This window comes from Burkholderia sp. AcTa6-5 (assembly GCF_017815075.1).
Taxonomy (GTDB): domain Bacteria; phylum Pseudomonadota; class Gammaproteobacteria; order Burkholderiales; family Burkholderiaceae; genus Burkholderia; species Burkholderia sola.
In genome coordinates this window covers 100,677-118,756 of sequence record NZ_JAGIQE010000002.1, presented here as the reverse complement: position 1 = coordinate 118,756, position 18,080 = coordinate 100,677, and the positions used below count along the sequence as shown (strand labels likewise).

The following is an 18,080-nucleotide window of genomic DNA, read 5'->3' as shown; positions in this document are numbered from 1 at the left end:
GTCACGCACGCGGGCCCGCCATCCACTTCCGGTAGCGCCGCGTCTGGCATTGCGCGGCCAGTTGCTGCCGCACCAGCGCACGCAGCGGCGACACCTGCGGGTGCGTGCGGCGCCCTTCGCTCAATCGCGCGAGCTGGAACTTGACGACGGCCATGTTCGCCAGCGCGCCCAGCGCCTTGTTCTTCCAGCGGATCGGCTGCAGCACCGGCGCGCTGTCCTTGCCGGCGCGCCAGTCGCGCGGCAGGTTCGGGTCGATCGACAGCGCGGTCGCGATGCCGACCATCGCCACGCCGCTGTCCACCACCTGCTCGGCCACCGCGCGGCGCCGAATACCGCCCGTAACCATCAGCGGCATCCGCGCGACGGCCGTGATGTCGCGCGCGAATTCGAGGAAATACGCTTCGCGCGCGAGCGTGCGCCCGTCGCGCGCCTCGCCCTGCATCGCCGGCACTTCATAGCTGCCGCCCGACAGTTCGACGAGATCGACGCCGAGCGGATTCAGCAGTTCGACCACGCGCTTCGCGTCGTCCGCGCTGAAACCGCCGCGCTGGAAATCGGCCGAGTTCAGCTTCACCGCGACGACGAATGCCGGCGACACCGTCGCGCGCACCGCCTTCACGATATCGAGCAGCAGGCGCGCGCGATTCTCGATGCTGCCGCCCCATTGATCCTGTCGGCGGTTCGTCAGCGGCGACAGGAACTGGCTCAGCAGATAGCCGTGCGCCGCGTGCACCTGCACGCCGGTGAAACCGCTTTGCTCCGCGAGCTGCGCGGCGCGCACGAAGCGCTGCTGCACGTCGGCGATATCGGCTGCCGTCATTTCCTTCGGCACCGGAAACTGCTTCGACAGCGCCCCCATCGCAAGCGGCACGGCCGACGGCGCGAGCGTCGTCTGGCCGAGCGCCGCCTGCATCTGCCGCCCCGGGTGATTGATCTGCATCCATACGTGCGCGCCGCCCGAGCGCGCGATCTGCGCCCAGCGACGGAATCGGTCGAGATGCGCGTCGCTTTCGAGCACGACGCCGTTCGGTCCCGTCATCGCGCGGCCGTCCACCATCACGTTGCCGGTCAGGATCAGCCCGACCTGACCGTCGGCCCACGCCTGGTACAGGCGCAGCAACGCGTCGGACGGTGCGTGGTCCGCATCGGCCATGTTTTCTTCCATCGCGGCCTTGGCCAGACGGTTCGGAATCACCGCCCCGTTGGGCAGTGTGAGGGGCGCAAACAGATTCATGGTGGCAGGTCCTCGATTGACGATGGCCCACGATAACTTTAAAGTCAACTTTAAGGTCAAGCCCTTTTGGAGCCCACCATGAAAATCGGCGAACTGGCGAAGGCGAGCGGCCTCGCGGCGTCGCGCATCCGCTTCTACGAGGCGAGCGGCCTGCTCGAGCCGGCCCGCCGGCAGGCGAACGGCTATCGCGAGTACGGTCCGGAAGCGTTGACGCGGCTCGCGATCATCGACCGCGCGCAGGGCGCGGGCTTCTCGCTCGACGAGATCCGTGCGGTGCTGCCGCCGGATCTCGGCGCATGGCCGCACGATCAGCTGCTGGTCGCGCTGCGGCACAAGGTCGACGAAATCGCGCTGCTCGAACGGCGTCTCGCGCAGAACCGGCAGCATCTGGAAGCGCTGATCGACGAGATCGAGAACAAGCCGGCCGGCGAGGATTGCGCGGGTGCCGCGCAGCGGATGCTCGATCGGCTGTGCGAGCAGGCTGCCGAGCCGCTGGAGCCCTTGCCCGTCGTGCGGCCGGCGCGCAAGCGGGCGTGATCGATTGCGATGCGGAATTGCACGGCACCGTCCCGTCGATCCATGCGCGACGCGGCCTGAAGCACGATGTAACGCGGTCGTCGCGATTTGCTTACGTCGCAGGTAATCGACGCGCGCCGCGCGCGCCGCGATCATGGCTCCATCGACTCTCGAACCGCATCCCGACAAGGAGCCTGCCATGACCGCCTACGCCATCGCCCACCTGCATGACGTCGACATGTGCGACGACATCGTCGAGTACCTCGAACGGATCGATGGCACGCTCGCGCCGTACGACGGCCATTTCGTGATTCACGGCGCACGGCCCGAAGTGCGCGAAGGCGTGTGGCGCGGCGACCTGATCGCGATCGCGTTTCCCGATCTCGACACCGCGCGCGAATGGTACGAATCGGATGCGTACCGGCAGATCCAGCCGCTGCGCGCACGGCACGCGAGCGGCCCGTTGATCCTGATCGACGGCGTCGACGAGCGGCACAAGGCGACCGACATTCTGCGTTGAGGCTCGACGCCGACGATGCTTACGACGCCTTCCGCTCCATCGGCTCGCCGACGACGAACCCGCCGCCCTGGAACCGCTGCGCGGGATCGTCGTACTCGGCGGTCGGCGCCGTCACCGGAAACAGCCCGGCGAACTGCTCGGAACTGTCGCGCGGGCGGAAGCCGAGGAAGCCGACCTTCGTGTTGTCCCACCACTTCACCGGGTTGTCCGACGCGCCGTAGACGATCGCGTGCCCGACGCGGTTCGTCAGCAGCGAGCAGCGCACGAGCTCGATGAAGTCGCGATAGCTGAGAAACGTGACGAGCATGCGCGGGTTCTTCGGCACCTCGAACGACGACCCGATCCGCAGGCACACCGTCTCGATCCCGAAGCGGTCGAAGTAGTAGCGCGACAGCGATTCGCCGAAGCACTTCGTCACGCCGTACAGGCTGTCGGGCCGCAGCGGCGCATCGGCGTCGAGCACGTCGGTGACCGGATGGAAACCGATCGCATGGTTCGAGCTCGCGAACACGACGCGCTTCACGCCGTGCTTGCGCGCGGCTTCGTACAGGTTGTACGTGCCGGTGATGTTCGCGCCGACCAGATCGTCGAACGGCGCATCGACCGAAATGCCACCGAGGTGGACGATCGCGTCCACGCCGTCGACGAGATCCATCACGGCCGGCCGGTCGGCCAGGTCGACCACGCGGAGCTCTTCATGCGCGGCCGCGTCGCCGAGCGTCGCGATGTCGCTGACGCGCACGACGTCGGCCCAGTCGGCGAGCGCGCCGCGCAACTGGCGGCCGAGGTTGCCGGCCGCGCCCGTCAGCAGCAGGCGGCCGAACGGTTTGCGCGCGGCGGGGGATGAGGCGTTCATCGAATCTCCTTGGATCTGACCTAAGACGGAAAACGTTTTCCAACTATACGCGGACGCGACGCCGAGCGTCAATGGTCGAAGCTGCTCGCAGCCATCCGCACTTTCCCGATATCGGCTGCGATCTGCGCGCCGGCTTTTTCTGCCACAATCGGGCGTTATCGAACGAAAACGTTACCCTTCGCATGAAAAAAGTTTCCTCGACGATCCGCGACGTGGCCGCGGAAGCCGGCGTGTCGGTCGCGACGGTATCGAAGTACGTGAACGGCACGCAGCGCTTCTCGCCGACCGTCGAGGCACGGCTGAAGGAGGCGATCGAGCGGCTCGGCTACCGGTCGAACCCGCTCGCGCGCTCGATGATCACCGGCCGCACGCGCACCATCGGCCTCGTGATCCTCGACATCAGCAACCCGCACTTCACGAACGTCGTGAAAGGCGCGAACCGCGTCGCGCTGCAGCACGACTACACGCTGCTGCTCGTCGATACCGAAGAGAGCCAGGCGCGCGAACGCTCGCTGATCGAGGCGCTCGCGCAGCGCGTCGACGGGCTGATCGTCAGCACGCGGATGCCCGACGACGAAGCCGGCTGGATGCTCGACCTCAACAAGCCGCTCGTGCTGCTGCGCCGCAGCCCCGGCCTGCCGATTCCGAGCGTCGGCATCGACAACCGGCTGTCGACCTACATGCTCGCGCGCCACCTGCTCAATCTCGGCCATACGCGCATCGCGTATCTCGGCTTCGGCACCGCGCGCGTGAACGACGAACGGATCCAGGGCGCGCGCGACTGCCTCGCCGAAGCGGGGCTCACGCTCGACGTGCACGACGCGCACGCGCCGACCGCCGAGGCCGGCGAGCGCGCGTGCTCCCGCGTGATGCTCGGGCCGCAGCGCCCGCAGGCCGTGATCTGCTACAACGACCTGATCGCGCTCGGCTTCATGAAGGAAGCCGCGTCGCTCGGCTTCCGGCTGCCGCAGGACGTGTCGGTGGCCGGCATCGACAACGTGCCGTACGGCGAATACGCGGCGCCCGCGCTGACGACCGTCGACATCCAGAGCGAGAACATGGGCGAGCTCGCGATGCAGAAGCTGATCGACGCGCTCGCCGGGCGCACCGACGCGAGCTATTCGACGTTCGAGCCGCGGTTGATCATGCGCGCGTCGACGGCGTCGGCCGGCTGACGCGATCGCGACGCGCGTCACGTCCCCGAACTGAAAACGCCGCCCCGAAGGCGGCGTTGTCGCTTGGCCGATACGCCATCACGCATCGAGTTTCGCGGGCTTCATCTTCGGCGTGAGCACGTGCATCACGGCCAGCGCGATCAGGTAGGCCGACGCGCCGATCGCGAACAGCACCCAGTAGTGGCCGGTGCGCTGCAGCACCTGGCCGATCACTTCCGAGAACAGCACGCCGCCGATCGAGCCGGCCATCCCGCCGATGCCGACCACCGACGCGACCGCACGGCGCGGGAACAGGTCGGACGCGGTCGTGAACAGGTTCGCCGACCAGCCCTGGTGCGCGGCCGCGGCGAGACCGACGATCAGCACCGCGATCCACAGGCTCTGCACCTGCGACACGAACGCGATCGGCAGCACGCAGCATGCGCAGATCAGCATCGCCGTCTTGCGCGCCCGGTTCACGCTCCAGCCCGCGCGCAGCAGCATCGACGACAGCCAGCCGCCGCCGATGCTGCCGACCGTCGTCAGCGCATAGATGCAGACGAGCGGCAAACCGATGTGCTGCATGTCCATCCCGCGCGACTCGTTCAGCCACTTCGGCAGCCAGAACAGGTAGAACCACCACACCGGATCGGTCAGGAACTTGCCGACCAGGAAGGCCCACGTCTCGCGCTTGCGGATCAGTTCGCCCCAGCGTGGCGCGCCGGCGTTCGCGTTCGCCGCGTCGAGCGCCTCGGCTTCGTCGCGCGGCTCGTCGTATTCCGCGGCGAGCGCGCGCGTGTCGGCCGTGCGATACATCACCAGCCACACCGCGAGCCACACGATGCCGATCGCGCCGATGATCACGAACGCCGCGCGCCAGCCGTAGGCCACCGCGATCGCCGGGATGATCGCCGGCGCGAACACCGCGCCGATGTTCGCGCCCGAGTTGAAGATGCCGGTCGCGAGCGCGCGTTCGCGGCGCGGAAACCATTCGGCCGTCGTCTTGATCGCGGCCGGGAAGTTGCCGCCCTCGCCGATCCCGAGCAGCGCGCGCACGGCCGCGAAGCCCGTCACCGAGCCGACCGCCGCGTGTAGCATCGCGGCGATGCTCCATACCAGCATCGCAACCGCGTACGACACGCGCGTGCCGAGCCAGTCGACGATGCGCCCGAAGCCGAGCAGACCCAGCGCATAGAACGCCGAAAACGCCATCACGATGCGGCCGTACTGCACCTGGCTCCAGCCGATGTCGTGCTGCAGCATCGGCGCGAGCAGGCCGAGGATCTGCCGATCCATGTAGTTGATGACGGTCGCGAAAAACAGCAGCGCACAAACGGTCCAGCGGTAGCGGCTGGCGGCCGCGCGCACCGCGCCGACGACGGCAGAAGGCATGAATGTCTCCGATGCGCGGTCGCGCCCGTCGCGCCGCACGAAGTTCGTTGACCGGCGACCGGCGCCGGGGCGAACGGCCCACGCGCTGACGCACGGGCCCTTTTCACCAACCAATCTGGAAAACGTTTTTCAAAGGATAGGCCGCGTGCCGGTACCGTGTCAGTCGGGGATTTCGATGAGTCATCTCAAATTGGTCGCGGCAAAAGAGACGACTGTTTCGTACGGGGAATCAATCGTTTTCCGGGACACGGACTGCGACTGGCGGCAACCTGCGGCTCGGGCACACAACTCCTGGACAATTGCGATTCGTAAAACGCGAAGGCCGGTCTGACACGCAAATGCCGCATGCTCGGCATGTCGGGCCGGAGCGCAATTTATTGATTCTCCTTGTCGATCAATTATTATTCTTTCCCATATCAATCGACACAAAAACATCAACCAATCAAGTATACTCATCTGCGACCTCAGCCCTGAACATCACAACAACATAATATTTCCACCATGCTCAAATTCTTGATAACCTGCGTTCAGGTTCTCTCCTGCTTCTATTTAGCGGGCGACATGGCACGCCAGAATCAGAAGATCAATGATTTCGTTGCTCACCTTGAAGATGGCTATGGAAGCTTCAATGCCCGCCTGAAAGATATCAAAGTAAGAGAGGGCTTGAATGCATTGAGAAAATTCTATCGATATATCTCGATAATATCGATAGCCTGTTTCTTTATTCTCCCAAAAATTGTCGGACCAAACCGATTACTAGCTGGCTATCTGTCAAGCATCGGCATGGTAAGCATGTTCGGCTGGTTCTCGATAAAATGGTGTATCGATCACAAGAATGCGCTCACTGGCATACGGCCTCAGGTGGGGTTGATGATATTTGGCCCGGTTATTCTAGGAATATTCGATACATTCTTCGAAACCCCATTTTTGACAGCCCTTACCCAACCTCTCTACAAAATTTCCATTCCTCTCGGCTTGCATGTTCCGCACCTAACCAATCCCATTGCAATTGGAGGATGTCTTTCTCTCATTTTCACGACATTCTTTCTGATTTACTACATACTCACGTGGTTGCTTGCTGCGCCGGCTGCATTTCTTTCTGCCGCATTTGTCTTGCTTCCGGTTGCCGCGGCAAGATTAATTCATACGGTCGCACCGCGAAAGGCGTTTGTTGGCCTAGCCCTTATCCTTTTCGCAACAACAAGCTTTGGCCTGCTCTTGTTCTAGGGCCTGATGTAGCGCCTTCATGGAGAAACCTCGCGATGACTCCCGCTCACCTAATTCCGAGCCCGCTGGGCGACATCGCCATCCGTATCGAAGACGATGCGCTGACGGGTCTGTTTTTCGTCGGGCAGAAATACTACCCGTCGCTGGTGATCGCGCCGGATGCGAATGCAGACGCAAGCAAAGCGTCGCCGGTCGCACGCCGGGTCGCGGAAGAAATCGCCGAGTACTTCACCGGCGCGCGCGACACGTTCTCGGTGCCGATCCACCTGCGCGGCACCGCGTTTCAACAACGCGTATGGAAGGAACTGCTTGCGATTCCGTTCGGCGAACTCGTGTCGTACGGCGACATCACCGAGCGCGTCGGATTGCCGATGAGCGGCGCGCGCGCGGTGGGCGGCGCGGTCGGCCGCAATCCGGTGTCGATCATCGTGCCGTGCCATCGCGTGGTCGGCGCGTCAGGCAGCCTGACCGGTTATGCGGGCGGCATCGACCGCAAGCGTGCGCTGTTGTCGCTCGAAGGCGCGGGGTTTTCGCGCGATGCCCGGCACCCGGTGCAGCAAGCGCTCGCGTTCTGATCGACGGAACGCATCACACGCTCAACACCGGCCGACGCGCTTCACGCTTCGCATACGCGCCGGGCGTCACGCGGAATTTCGCCTGGAACAGCGCGATGAAGGACGACGTCGAGTCGTAACCCAGTTGCGCGGCCACCGTGCCGATCGGTGCCCCCGCATCGAGCAGCGGCAGCGACGCGAGCAGCCGCACGGCCTGCCGCCATTCGGTGAACGACAGCCCCGTGTCCTGCCGGAACAGCCGCGACAGCGTGCGCCGCGTCGCGCCGACCTGGTGGCCCCATTCGTCGAGACTGCGCGTATCGCCCGGCGCCGCGTGCAGCGCACGCGCGATTTTCAGCAGGCGCGGATCGCGCGGGAGCGGCACCGTGAGCGGCGCCGGCTGCATGCGCGCGATCCGGTCCGCGATCAGGCACACGAGCGCACCGTCGGGCCCCGTCTCGTCGTAGTTCACCGGCAACTCGCCGGTCGCGAGCACCAGTTCGCGCAGCAGCGGCGTCATGCAGAGGATCGTGCAATCGTCGTTCACGTCGCCGCGCGCGATGGCTGCGTCGAGATACAGGCTGTGGAACGCGACGCAATCGCGTGTCGACACCGCGTGCGGCACGTGTGGCGGAATCCACATCGCATAGTGCGGCGGCAGCAGTTGCCGGCTCGACGGTGTCGTCACCTCGAGCACGCCGCTCGTCGCATACATCAGTTGCGCCCACGGATGACTGTGCGCGTCGACGCTCACGTTGCGAGGAATCCCGAACGCACGCACGTACAGCGGCCTCGGCAGGCGCGCCATCGGCGGCACTGCGTAAGGGTCGCCGGGTTGTCCCGCCAGCAACATAAGACGTCCTCCGAAGGTCATTGCACGAACGAGCGCGATGCTACCGTGGCGGCTCCCCTTTTCACACGGCTTCCGCCCATGAGCGCTCATACCCGCATCACCCGCAAGACCGTCACCGCGATCCGCTCGACCAAAGGCATCGGCAGCCTCGTGTCGCTGACCGCGTATTCCGCGCCGATGGCGAAACTCGTCGACGACGTGGCCGACGTGATCATCGTCGGCGACTCCGTCGGCATGGTGCTGTACGGGATGCCCGATACGCTGCGCGTCACGCTCGACATGATGATTGCACACGGGGCGGCCGTCGTGCGCGGCGCCGCGCAGGCGTGCGTCGTCGTCGACCTGCCGTTCTCCACGTTCCAGGAATCGCCCGCGCAAGCCTATCGCTCCGCCGCGCGGCTCCTCGCCGAAACCGGCGCGCAGGCCGTGAAGCTCGAAGGCGGCTGCGAGATGACCGACACGATCCGCTTCCTGACCGATCGCGGCATTCCGGTGATGGCGCATGTCGGCCTCATGCCGCAGCAGGCCAACGCGACGGGCGGCTTCCGCGCGCAGGGCATGGACCCGCGTTCGGCCGCGCAGGTGTTCGACGCCGCGTGCGCGGCCGAGCGGGCCGGCGCATTCAGTGTCGTCATCGAAGGCACCGCCGAAGCGCTCGCGCGCCACCTGACCGAAACGCTGACGATCCCGACGATCGGCATCGGCGCATCGCCCGCGTGCGACGGGCAGGTGCTCGTGACCGAGGACATGATCGGCGCGTTCGATGCGTACACGCCGCGCTTCGTGAAGCGCTACGCGGATGCGAACGCGGTGATGCGCGACGCGATCCGTCAGTACGCGCACGACGTGCGGCAGCGCGTGTTTCCGGAGCCCGCGCATTGCTTCGGATACGGCAAGCCGCTGCAACTGGCGGAAGCGGCCCCGACTGCGTGATGCGGGACGAACGACGCGGTTACCTCACGCTACGCGCGCTTGCGCATCGCATGCGCGACCCGCGCGTTCGCTTCGAATTTCGCGCGATGCGTCGAGAAAAACGTTCGCACGTTGCGGACGTTCGACGCGCCGGTGAACAGCCGCCGCGCGAATTCGTCGTATTCGGCGACGTCGGCGAGATCGGCGATCACGACGAAATCGGGCCCCGGCGACACGCGATAGCACTGCGTGACGGCCGGCTCTGCGCACACGTACGCTTCGAACGCGTCGTAGTCTTCGGCCGTCTGCCGGTCGAGGCTGATCTCGATCAGTGCGGTGACGCCCGTGCCGATCGCGACCGGATCGAGCACCGCGACCTGCCGACGGATCACGCCAGCCTCCGTCAGCCGGCGCACGCGACGCATGCAGGTGGGCGGCGACGACAGCGCGCGCTCGGCGAGTTGCAGGTTCGATACCGACGCGTCGTCCTGCAGGATCGCGAGGATGCGCAGGTCGAGGTCGTCGAGGGTGATGCCGGCCATCGCGCACTCCTTCCGGTCAGAAAGTGAAATTTAATTTCAACATGATAAACGATCATCCGTCAATTTCATGTTTTGCAGTTTTTTGAAATTTAATTCCATTTCACTGGCTCTACCATCGCTCTCACTGATCCAGACAGGACATTTACGGAGCGCGATATGTGTGGAATCGTCGGGGCGGTTGCCCAGCGGGACATCCTGCCGAACCTGGTCGACGGCCTGAAACGGCTCGAATACCGCGGCTACGACTCGTGCGGCGTCGTGGTCTACCGCGACCGCGCGCTGGCGCGCGCCCGCAGCGTCGATCGTGTCGCCAACCTGCAGCGCGAGATCGCCGAGTTGGCGTTGTCCGGTTACACGGGAATCGCGCATACGCGCTGGGCCACCCATGGCGCGCCCGTCACGCTCAACGCGCATCCGCACTTCTCGCCGAGCGACGCGAATGCGCGCATCGCGCTGTCGCACAACGGGATCATCGAGAATTGCGATCAACTGCGCGCGGAACTGCAGGCGCACGGCTATGTATTCGCGAGTCAGACCGACAGCGAGGCAATCGCGCACCTGATCGACCACCTGTACGACGGCGATCTGTTCGATGCGGTACGGCGTGCGGTGGCGCGACTGCGCGGCAGCTATGCGATCGCGGTGATGTGCCGCGACGAGCCGCACCGGATCGTCGGCGCGCGCGACGGGATGCCGCTCGTCGTCGGGGTCGGCGAAGGCGAGAATTTTCTGGCGTCCGACGCGATTGCGCTGTCGGGCATCACCGATCGCATTGCCTATCTGGAGAACGGCGACGTCGCCGATATCCAGCTGCATCGCTACTGGATCGTCGATGCGAACGGCCAGCGCGTCGAGCGCGCGGTGCAACGCGTCGCCGCGCATAGCGGCGCGGCCGATCTCGGGTCGTATCGCTACTACATGCAGAAGGAGATCTTCGAACAGCCGCAGGCCGTGGCCGATACGCTGCTCGACGTTTCGTCGATCATGCCCGAGCTGTTCGGCGACGGCGCGTGGCGTGTGTTCAACGACGTCGATTCGGTGCTGCTGCTCGCGTGCGGCGGCAGCTATCACGCGGCGCTGACCGCGAAGTACTGGATCGAGAGCATTGCGAAGTTGCCGGCCAGCGTGGAGATCGCCAGCGAGTTTCGTTATCGCGATAGTGTGCCGAATCCGCGCACGCTGGTGGTTGCGGTGTCGCAGAGCGGTGAAACCGCTGATGTGCTTGGGGCCGTGCACGTCGCGAAACGCAGCGGGATGATGCACACGCTCGCGATCTGCAACGTCGCGACGAGTGCGCTGATGCGCGAATGTGCGCTGCAGTTCGTGACGCGTGCGGGGGTCGAGATCGGCGTGGCTTCGACGAAGGCGTTTACGACGCAGCTCGTTGCGCTGTTCCTGTTGACGCTGTCGCTGGCGCAGGTGCGCGGGCGGTTGAGTGACGACGAGGAGAAGAAACACCTGCGGGCGCTGCGGCATCTGCCCGATGCGATGTCGAAAGTGCTCGCGCTGGAACCGCAGATCATGGCGTGGTCGGAGTTGCTCGCGCGACGCGACAACATGCTGTTTCTCGGGCGCGGGATGCATTATCCGATCGCGTTGGAAGGCGCGCTGAAGATGAAGGAGATTTCCTATATTCATGCGGAGGCTTATCCGGCGGGGGAGCTCAAGCATGGGCCGCTGGCGCTCGTCAGCAATGAAATGCCGGTGATCGCGGTTGCGCCGAATGACATGCTGCTTGAAAAGCTCAGGTCGAACATGCATGAGGTCAGTGCGCGGAATGGGCGGCTGTTCGTGTTCGCGGATGTGGACTGTGGGTTGGTGCCGAGTGAAGGGATCGAGGTGATTCGGCTCAACGAGTACTACGGGCCGTTGTCGCCGATCCTGCATACGGTGCCGATGCAACTGCTCGCGTATCACGCTGCGCTGGCAAGGGGGACGGATATTGATAAGCCGAGGAATCTGGCTAAGTCGGTGACGGTGGAGTGAGGGGGGCTTCGCGCTCTTATTGTGTGCTCAGGTGCATTAATTTCGATTACAAAGCCTCGATTCAGTTTCGGCTAGTGTCAGATCAGGTCGGCGGAGCGTTACATCGCAGCAGAGCGCGCATCGCACGCGTTAGAGGGGAAATGGCCGGGAGTTGCCCGGCCAGACTGCGATGACTTTTTAACGTTGTGAAGATCAACCGACTCCCGTCGCATCACTCGGTGCAGAACGCACCATTTTCGAGGAATGGTCGGAGTACTTTTCGATCGACATACTGGACGGGTTGGGTGCTCGTCGATTCTTCACTCAAGGCTCCCGCATCCGAAAGTTCGATGCGGCACTCGTTTCGGTATCCTTTTATCATGGCGGTATAGTGATGACCGCTCTCCGGCGTAAAGGTCAGAATGCGAGTGCATGCTTCCGAGAAGTAATCCCGAGCGCGCAAGAGTGAGATCGACAGTGGTTGTCCCGCGACAACTGTTCGAGTTACATCGCCATTGTTAGGTATCGCCGGTAGGCGATTTCGGTCCGTGCAATTGGATGCATTTCCGAATATGCTAGGCAAAACCAAAAAATAATCGTTTTTCGCGAAGGTTAGTAAGGCGGTATCGCCGCCTGTTGGCTCCGCATACTGTGGAGCGACGGCAATGGCGCATCCGGCAAGCGCCGAGGTCAGTGCCGATGCAATAAGTGGGTAGCGCGATTTCAATTTGTTATCCTGTTATCCATATGCCTTGCCTCGATGGCATATCGTTAACGACAATAAAGATCGAAACTTGAGGGCCGTGTCGGAAATAGAGGCAGACTGCCGTCACCACCGATTGAGTGACGCCCCAATCCCCACCAGAAAAGGAACGAGGCTCGGGAATCGGCTGCGATCGCTTTGATTGTGAGGTAGCGTTCGACTTTATCGATCGAATGGTCGATTGCAAAGCGGAACTGGAAACTGAATGACCGAACTACGCGGTGGTGAATGGCTCTTTGTGGCCAAACTGAGTCAGACGATCTGACGCTATCTGTTTGCTCTAGTCCAGCCATAGACAAATTACGGACCGACAACACCTGTTGCCGCGATTTCGCCTAACGCATTCTTTTGGTCAGCGTACCATCGTACGAGACATTCTCTGTCATGGCATTTCCTCTCCCGATAGTTCCATTGCCCGCGCGTTCTTTCGCGAAAAGCAGCTTGGTCTGTTACAGCAGCTTTGGCTTTCGTGTAGATGTCAGCCAACTCGACATCAGCAGCAGCCAGCGCAGCGTCATTGCAAATCAGATGCTCGGCGTCCGAACGAGACTTCGAGCAGTCGAAGCTTGTCGGATAGGTCGCGGACAGAGCTGCGGTCGTTTGAGCGCCTTGCCCCGACCCCGAGCTTGCCGAAAACGGGTATTCATCAATCTGCTGTTGCTTCCAACCGGCCAACGGCGTCCCCTCGATAGACACATTCGCGGCTCCGTACGTCGTGAAAACGGGAGTATTGTCCGACGTTTCCATCATCATAAGCACGCCTTTACCGGTGCTCTCGTTGATGGCAAACACGGCTTTCTCAGAGCTGCACTGATGAGCTTTGCACCCCTCTCCAACGAGGAACCCGTCTTTCAGTTCAATTCCAGATTGACTTCCCACCATAAGACGGTCTGATATTTTTTTCCAGCTTGCACGAGATACGCTTCCGAACGCAGCCTTGAAGCGGTGATCGTTCACAACTTCATACGACGGCTTTCCGATCATCCAGGCGAATTTGCTAGCTGCCGGACTTCCGCTGGCCATCGACGCTTGAGAAACGGCGCCGTCGCTAGTAGCTTGAGCCGAAGATGCCGTGGTGTTCGTCCCAGCTGCCTCCGGCTTCAACAGGTGCATTGCCAAAGCGGCGATCATAGCGACAAGTACAGTGATACCGAATCCAATGACTTTCGGCTTTACGGTATCGCGAGTTGACCGCAGCGCCGGGCGCGGAGTGATTTCAGCTACCAATAGCGATTCGAAGTGTTGGTCTCGTTCTTCGATAAGCGCCAGGGCAGCATCCCGCTCTCGAAAGTAACTCAAGGCCTTGCCACTACCATAGAGAAGCGCAATTGCGATAACAACAAAGCCTGCAACGATGTTCACGACTGGGATGAGGAAAGCGCCGAACAGACCGGCAATGAGCGATCCGGTCAACGACGGCGTTGCCGGATAGCTTCGCACTGCCGCCAGCAACGCAGATGCAGCGTCACTTAGATCTTTCAGGTTCCCGTGATGCTCGGCGCACTTCTTTTCAATCTCGTACACCGCACGCATCGCCTTCTCTTTCTCTGCAAGCGAGATTGAGCCGATGTCAACTGCAAGTCGGATTGCGTTCGTCGTTGTTTCGAACTCGGGGGAAATTGATTCGAGGAAGCCCTGGTGGTCTTCCAGAGTCACCGCCTCGCTCAAGTCTTCAGTGTCGACGTACACGCCGTGCGAGAAGAAGTAATCGACCAAGGCAGTAGTCGTGCGTGTTTTGACCATCACGACGAAGTCCCGCGTCGCTTGCTCCCGCTTTGATAGGCGTTCAAAGCCATTGGTGCCAAAATTTCGGCTTCCAGCAACAACAGAACTGACCGGTTTCGACGTTCGCTTGGCGCTCTTCAGCGAATGCGTATGGCGAATCCCCGTACCAGGGATGCTTGTAGTGATACGGCCCCGTGTGTTGTAAGTGAAGCCTTTTCCGCCGATTGATGTGCTGACGCCGCTCTTGCTGAAATTAATGCGGATGCCCGGTGCGACCTTGATGCTTTTTCGAAAGCCCCAGCCCATTTTTCTTCTGCTCCACGAGCTCCAGCGGTGCCACGCTAAGTCGCATCAGCACTGTGGAATTTGGTCATAGTTTGTATTCTGTTTGGTCGATAGTACAAGATAAATCCGTCGCTCGGCTATAAGACTCCGACGCATGTCCGGCCGCCGCCGAACCACCCCGAACGAAATGATGCTCGACCCTGGTCCGGAGCACACCATCCAGCGCAGCCAGCCGCTCTCGCAGCCGAACCGCTTGCCCTTCCGTCATTTCACCGAGCACGATTTTTTGTTCGAGAACGTCGCCACAGCGGGTGATGGCCCACCGATCGACGGTCGCCGTTTCACCTTCGAGCACAGCAGCCGCGGTCGAGACAATACCCGGATTCCGTCTCGAAACGAGATGAACCGTGTGCGTCAACGTAAAACCGGGAAGAAAATGCGACCAGTCTTCACAGACGGTCGGGCGGGAAGCGGAGGAAACTTGGCTCATGGTTGCTCCGGATGAATGGTTATCGAACCGGTGCCAGCCATGCTGCTCCCGTTTCGTTGCCGTCGATCGGCCGCATCGCCTCAAGGGCGTCCACCTTGCCCGGGAGGGCAGGTTGGCGTCGGAAAACCCGACTCTGGATGCTTGAATTTTCACGTTCGACATTCCGAACGTTGATTCATTATATCGAAAATCCGGCCGCTGACAAGCTGTCCGGTGAAAGCCACATTTCAGTGGGAAGGCTCCACCGATCCGGCCCTCATACGAGAGGGGGAGTCCGGCGACGTCCAAGTCCGAGGACAATCAGTAGAGGCCGCCGGACCGGGATGAGCGATAAGGGAATACGCCGGATGACCCGGCGTGAAGCGACGCTGCCCAAACGCATCCCCCTCCCGCCCTCACGCGATGTACTTGTTCTTGATCCGAATATCGCGCCCCTGAAACGGCCCCGTATCGTGATCGTGCACATGCACGATCACTTGCGTCGGATCGAACAGCCTCGATACCTCACGAAAATCCTGGTTCACGCGCTTCATACCCTCGAACATCTCGGCATGCAGTACTGCGTCGTCAAGCGGCATCGGCGCACTGGTCGACGCACGCTCGATATGAATGTGCAGGAAGCTCGTCAGGTTCGCATCCTCGGTGGTGGCGAGCTGGAACGTGCTGATTGCATCGTGCAGCGTCGGGGAAGCGGACAGAACCTGCTCGATATCGGACGGGAAAACCTTCGCACCGTAGAACGGTACGCTCGAATCGTTGCGGCCGTAGACAAACAGGAACGGGAAGTGGCTGGTCCGCGATGCGAAGTCCGTCAGGCGTATGCCATGTGCCGACAGGCGCCTGTTCAGTTCGCGGAATCGATACGTCCCGCCCGAATCGCGAATGTTGTAGCGGATCTTCGGCGCCGCACCGGACTGACGGCCGATGGTCACCAGCAGTTCACCGTCGGTATTCGTTTCGATCACGTAGTCGAGCGCGTTGTACTGGAAGAGCATCGGCGGCGTATCGCGACCGAACAGTTCACGACACAATTCGGGGCGGCTCAGCAACGTGCGCCGCAAACCGATCGTCGTCGGAGTCTCGACGCCGATGTTGATCTCGAGATCCGACGCGCCATACGACGAAATGACCGTGCTCGCCTTGCGCAGCAAATGATCGCGCAACGCTTCCGACAAGCCCTCGCCGCCGACGATGAAATCGATGTGATAAGGCGACAGGTCGAGATCGCATTCGTCGACTACCGAGCGGATAAACGGCGGATAGCCGAATATCAGGTACTGATATTTCGGCCCGAACAGCTTCAGCGTGTTGATCAGCTTGGCCTTGTCCGGTCCGATCGACTTCATGATCCCGACGTCGACGAGCGACATCGACACGTTCATGCCCGTTGCCCACGGCCCGAGCGCAAAACAGTTCAGCAGCATCTTGCCGGAATCGCGAAACACCAACTGATAGTTCAGTTGCAGGATGCGCTTGACGTCGCTGCGTTCGGCCGCGCTGCGCACCCAGTTGTTCGGCTGGCCGGTGGACCCCGACGATTCGTCGATGACGACGCCCGACTTCGGAATGGCCCCGCCATAGCAGCGCTGTTCGATCGAGTAGCGCTTGATGTAGTTCTCCTTGGTCATCGCGGGCAGGTCCGATAGCCGCCATCTTCCGCCAGCCTTGTAACCCTCGGCCTTCAGGAACTCGACGTAGGCCGGGCACGTCGTGCTCGCTTTGAGGAAGGCTACGCGAGCGCGCAAGCGGCCGACATAGGCCAGATAAGGTTGAAACACCGGTGCGTTGAGGAACACGTAAAGACGTCCATCGACACTGATCACCCGGCGAAGAAACCACAGCGTCCAAAGAATGGTTTCGAGAAACAGACGGTGGAGCGTATTCATGCGGATCTCGGAGAATGGGACGAAACCGTCGCGTCGACAAGGATGTCGGCGAGCGCCCTGCGCTGGCTTTGCGGCGGTGTACGCGAGTAGCCGACCTTGAAGACGAGCCATGCCCCGTCGACACCGGTGTGCGCACTGAACCATGCGGCGGCGCCGGGGTTCGTGACCAGGTTGCCGTACGGATGCAGGTACAGCCCGAGGCTCGTCAGGGCAAGCCAGAAGCGCAGCAGGAAACGGCCCGACTCGATCGCATTCTCCGGGTTGAAGAAATCGCCGCTCAGCACGCCGATCGCGGGTACGTGGCCCAGTTGCGCGCGATACCGGTGCCTGAAGTAAAAACGCGTCGGCTTGAACGTCAGGATTTTCGACAGATGCGCGGAAAGCCAGAACTCCGCGCGCGACAGGTTCATGCAGCGCCAGTCGAGACCGTCGCGATGCAGCGCCGTCGAGCGTTCGGTGAAGCGAAACCACCCGGTGATTTCATCGTGGTAATCCGCGACGTTCATGTCGTGGAACACGGCATCGATGTTCGCGGCGATGATCGGCTCGACCCGTTCGGCCCCCGATACATGGGTATAGCGATGCCCCCATTCGTCGGCCAGCGCTGCCAGTTGCGTGACGGCCGCGTCCGGTACCGGTGTCGGGTCCATCGAAATGCGCGACGTGCGGCGCGCCATCATCAGCGCCGACAGGTCCTCGCTCGGCGCCCCGGGGTTGGCGACGAGCCGCAACGCAGCGAACGGAATCAATTCCGGCAGGGTCGGCTGGGACATGACGGCCGCCAGTTCCCGTACCGGGCGATGCAACTGCCATTCGACACGCAAACCGTGTGGTGCCGCGAGCAGATCGATCGCTTCGATGAACATGCCCATCGCGGACAACAGGAATGACCCGGTCGTGTCTTCCTTCGGTAACGTACGCGTGCCATCGACGAACAGTTCGGCGCATTCGTCCGAAATCAGTTGCACGCGCCATGGTTGAACGTTGTGCGGCGACGGTGCATGCCGGGCAACGGACAGAATCGCGTGCCAGACAGAAAAGGCTTCAGTGGAAATCCCCGGCATCTCTCGTGGCTTCCTTGTTGTTGTTCGGCAAATTGCCGCTGCGGCGCGAGAATCCGGTCCCTCTCAAGACCGGGCGAAGTTGTGCGCATCTTACACGAGGGCCGGAATCAGTTCACGTGCGCCTGCGGCCGACCTTGACGCT

At 62.3% G+C, this 18,080-nt stretch carries 17 protein-coding genes and 1 riboswitch; of the genes, 7 read left to right on the top strand and 10 right to left on the bottom strand.

What is annotated here, in order from left to right; all coding sequences use genetic code 11:
* Position 1 precedes the first annotated feature (1 nt).
* On the bottom strand, positions 2-1,234 hold the full coding sequence (locus J8I33_RS03400; RefSeq protein WP_209933166.1) for an NADH:flavin oxidoreductase/NADH oxidase family protein: 1,233 nt from the start codon (positions 1,232-1,234) through the stop codon (positions 2-4).
* Between the two features lie 78 nt (positions 1,235-1,312).
* Between J8I33_RS03400 and J8I33_RS03395 the strand changes: the two genes are divergently transcribed.
* Positions 1,313-1,771, top strand: coding sequence for a MerR family transcriptional regulator (locus J8I33_RS03395; RefSeq protein WP_209924554.1), 459 nt, complete (start codon positions 1,313-1,315; stop codon positions 1,769-1,771).
* Positions 1,772-1,949: 178 nt separating this feature from the next.
* Positions 1,950-2,270, top strand: a complete 321-nt coding sequence (locus J8I33_RS03390; RefSeq protein ID WP_050018096.1) for a DUF1330 domain-containing protein — start codon at positions 1,950-1,952, stop codon at positions 2,268-2,270.
* Positions 2,271-2,289: 19 nt separating this feature from the next.
* Here J8I33_RS03390 and J8I33_RS03385 read toward each other — a convergent pair whose 3' ends face one another.
* The gene (locus tag J8I33_RS03385; protein ID WP_209933160.1) at positions 2,290-3,126 is read right to left on the bottom strand and encodes an NAD(P)-dependent oxidoreductase; all 837 of its coding nucleotides are present in this window, start codon (positions 3,124-3,126) and stop codon (positions 2,290-2,292) included.
* 71 nt (positions 3,127-3,197) lie between these two features.
* Between J8I33_RS03385 and J8I33_RS03380 the strand changes: the two genes are divergently transcribed.
* Positions 3,198-4,301 (top strand): LacI family DNA-binding transcriptional regulator, encoded by a 1,104-nt coding sequence (locus J8I33_RS03380; RefSeq protein WP_050018094.1) that lies wholly within the window; start codon positions 3,198-3,200, stop codon positions 4,299-4,301.
* A 78-nt stretch (positions 4,302-4,379) separates the two neighbouring features.
* Here the strand turns inward: J8I33_RS03380 and J8I33_RS03375 are convergent, their stop codons facing one another.
* Positions 4,380-5,672, bottom strand: a complete 1,293-nt coding sequence (locus J8I33_RS03375; protein ID WP_050018104.1) for an MFS transporter — start codon at positions 5,670-5,672, stop codon at positions 4,380-4,382.
* Between the two features lie 501 nt (positions 5,673-6,173).
* Between J8I33_RS03375 and J8I33_RS03370 the strand changes: the two genes are divergently transcribed.
* Complete coding sequence (locus tag J8I33_RS03370) at positions 6,174-6,899, top strand: hypothetical protein (protein ID WP_209933154.1); 726 nt, start codon at positions 6,174-6,176, stop codon at positions 6,897-6,899.
* A 35-nt stretch (positions 6,900-6,934) separates the two neighbouring features.
* Positions 6,935-7,474, top strand: coding sequence for a methylated-DNA--[protein]-cysteine S-methyltransferase (locus J8I33_RS03365; RefSeq protein ID WP_209933147.1), 540 nt, complete (start codon positions 6,935-6,937; stop codon positions 7,472-7,474).
* 13 nt (positions 7,475-7,487) lie between these two features.
* Here the strand turns inward: J8I33_RS03365 and J8I33_RS03360 are convergent, their stop codons facing one another.
* Complete coding sequence (locus J8I33_RS03360; RefSeq protein ID WP_089488992.1) at positions 7,488-8,306, bottom strand: helix-turn-helix transcriptional regulator; 819 nt, start codon at positions 8,304-8,306, stop codon at positions 7,488-7,490.
* Positions 8,307-8,384: 78 nt separating this feature from the next.
* On the opposite strand from J8I33_RS03360, the gene panB reads away from it, so the two are divergent.
* Positions 8,385-9,239 (top strand): 3-methyl-2-oxobutanoate hydroxymethyltransferase, encoded by an 855-nt coding sequence (gene panB / locus J8I33_RS03355; protein WP_124594220.1) that lies wholly within the window; start codon positions 8,385-8,387, stop codon positions 9,237-9,239.
* 29 nt (positions 9,240-9,268) lie between these two features.
* Here the strand turns inward: panB and J8I33_RS03350 are convergent, their stop codons facing one another.
* A complete protein-coding gene (locus tag J8I33_RS03350) occupies positions 9,269-9,760 on the bottom strand; it encodes an Lrp/AsnC family transcriptional regulator (RefSeq protein ID WP_124554351.1) in 492 nt (163 codons plus the stop codon).
* A gap of 156 nt (positions 9,761-9,916) precedes the next feature.
* On the opposite strand from J8I33_RS03350, the gene glmS reads away from it, so the two are divergent.
* Positions 9,917-11,746 (top strand): glutamine--fructose-6-phosphate transaminase (isomerizing), encoded by a 1,830-nt coding sequence (glmS, locus tag J8I33_RS03345; protein WP_209933140.1) that lies wholly within the window; start codon positions 9,917-9,919, stop codon positions 11,744-11,746.
* 211 nt (positions 11,747-11,957) lie between these two features.
* Here glmS and J8I33_RS03340 read toward each other — a convergent pair whose 3' ends face one another.
* The 5 genes from J8I33_RS03340 to J8I33_RS03320 all read right to left on the bottom strand — a co-directional run bounded on the left by J8I33_RS03340 (position 11,958) and on the right by J8I33_RS03320 (position 17,842).
* Complete coding sequence (locus tag J8I33_RS03340; protein ID WP_209933134.1) at positions 11,958-12,452, bottom strand: hypothetical protein; 495 nt, start codon at positions 12,450-12,452, stop codon at positions 11,958-11,960.
* Positions 12,453-12,788: 336 nt separating this feature from the next.
* Entirely contained in the window at positions 12,789-14,519 is a 1,731-nt protein-coding gene (locus J8I33_RS03335) for a DUF4236 domain-containing protein (protein WP_124630892.1), read from the bottom strand.
* Between the two features lie 64 nt (positions 14,520-14,583).
* The gene (locus J8I33_RS03330) at positions 14,584-14,988 is read right to left on the bottom strand and encodes a hypothetical protein (RefSeq protein WP_185731868.1); all 405 of its coding nucleotides are present in this window, start codon (positions 14,986-14,988) and stop codon (positions 14,584-14,586) included.
* Positions 14,989-15,030: 42 nt separating this feature from the next.
* Positions 15,031-15,134, bottom strand: a riboswitch (SAM-I-IV-variant riboswitch).
* Positions 15,135-15,383: 249 nt separating this feature from the next.
* On the bottom strand, positions 15,384-16,874 hold the full coding sequence (locus J8I33_RS34385) for a hypothetical protein (protein WP_245171421.1): 1,491 nt from the start codon (positions 16,872-16,874) through the stop codon (positions 15,384-15,386).
* Positions 16,871-17,842, bottom strand: a complete 972-nt coding sequence (locus tag J8I33_RS03320; RefSeq protein WP_124630893.1) for a hypothetical protein — start codon at positions 17,840-17,842, stop codon at positions 16,871-16,873. The genes J8I33_RS34385 and J8I33_RS03320 overlap by 4 nt, the downstream gene beginning before the upstream one ends.
* Positions 17,843-18,080 lie beyond the last annotated feature (238 nt).

Excerpts from the sequence above, each read along its gene's own strand:
- J8I33_RS03360 (WP_089488992.1), bottom strand. The coding sequence starts at position 8,306 with ATGTTGCTGGCGGGACAACCCGGCGACCCTTACGCAGTGCCGCCGATG.
- J8I33_RS03380 (WP_050018094.1), top strand. The coding sequence starts at position 3,198 with ATGGTCGAAGCTGCTCGCAGCCATCCGCACTTTCCCGATATCGGCTGC.
- J8I33_RS03365 (WP_209933147.1), top strand. The coding sequence starts at position 6,935 with ATGACTCCCGCTCACCTAATTCCGAGCCCGCTGGGCGACATCGCCATC.
- J8I33_RS34385 (WP_245171421.1), bottom strand. The coding sequence starts at position 16,874 with ATGAATACGCTCCACCGTCTGTTTCTCGAAACCATTCTTTGGACGCTG.
- J8I33_RS03385 (WP_209933160.1), bottom strand. The coding sequence starts at position 3,126 with ATGAACGCCTCATCCCCCGCCGCGCGCAAACCGTTCGGCCGCCTGCTG.
- glmS (WP_209933140.1), top strand. The coding sequence starts at position 9,917 with ATGTGTGGAATCGTCGGGGCGGTTGCCCAGCGGGACATCCTGCCGAAC.
- J8I33_RS03400 (WP_209933166.1), bottom strand. The coding sequence starts at position 1,234 with ATGAATCTGTTTGCGCCCCTCACACTGCCCAACGGGGCGGTGATTCCG.
- J8I33_RS03350 (WP_124554351.1), bottom strand. The coding sequence starts at position 9,760 with ATGGCCGGCATCACCCTCGACGACCTCGACCTGCGCATCCTCGCGATC.
- J8I33_RS03390 (WP_050018096.1), top strand. The coding sequence starts at position 1,950 with ATGACCGCCTACGCCATCGCCCACCTGCATGACGTCGACATGTGCGAC.
- J8I33_RS03330 (WP_185731868.1), bottom strand. The coding sequence starts at position 14,988 with ATGAGCCAAGTTTCCTCCGCTTCCCGCCCGACCGTCTGTGAAGACTGG.
- J8I33_RS03375 (WP_050018104.1), bottom strand. The coding sequence starts at position 5,672 with ATGCCTTCTGCCGTCGTCGGCGCGGTGCGCGCGGCCGCCAGCCGCTAC.
- J8I33_RS03395 (WP_209924554.1), top strand. The coding sequence starts at position 1,313 with ATGAAAATCGGCGAACTGGCGAAGGCGAGCGGCCTCGCGGCGTCGCGC.
- panB (WP_124594220.1), top strand. The coding sequence starts at position 8,385 with ATGAGCGCTCATACCCGCATCACCCGCAAGACCGTCACCGCGATCCGC.
- J8I33_RS03335 (WP_124630892.1), bottom strand. The coding sequence starts at position 14,519 with ATGGGCTGGGGCTTTCGAAAAAGCATCAAGGTCGCACCGGGCATCCGC.
- J8I33_RS03370 (WP_209933154.1), top strand. The coding sequence starts at position 6,174 with ATGCTCAAATTCTTGATAACCTGCGTTCAGGTTCTCTCCTGCTTCTAT.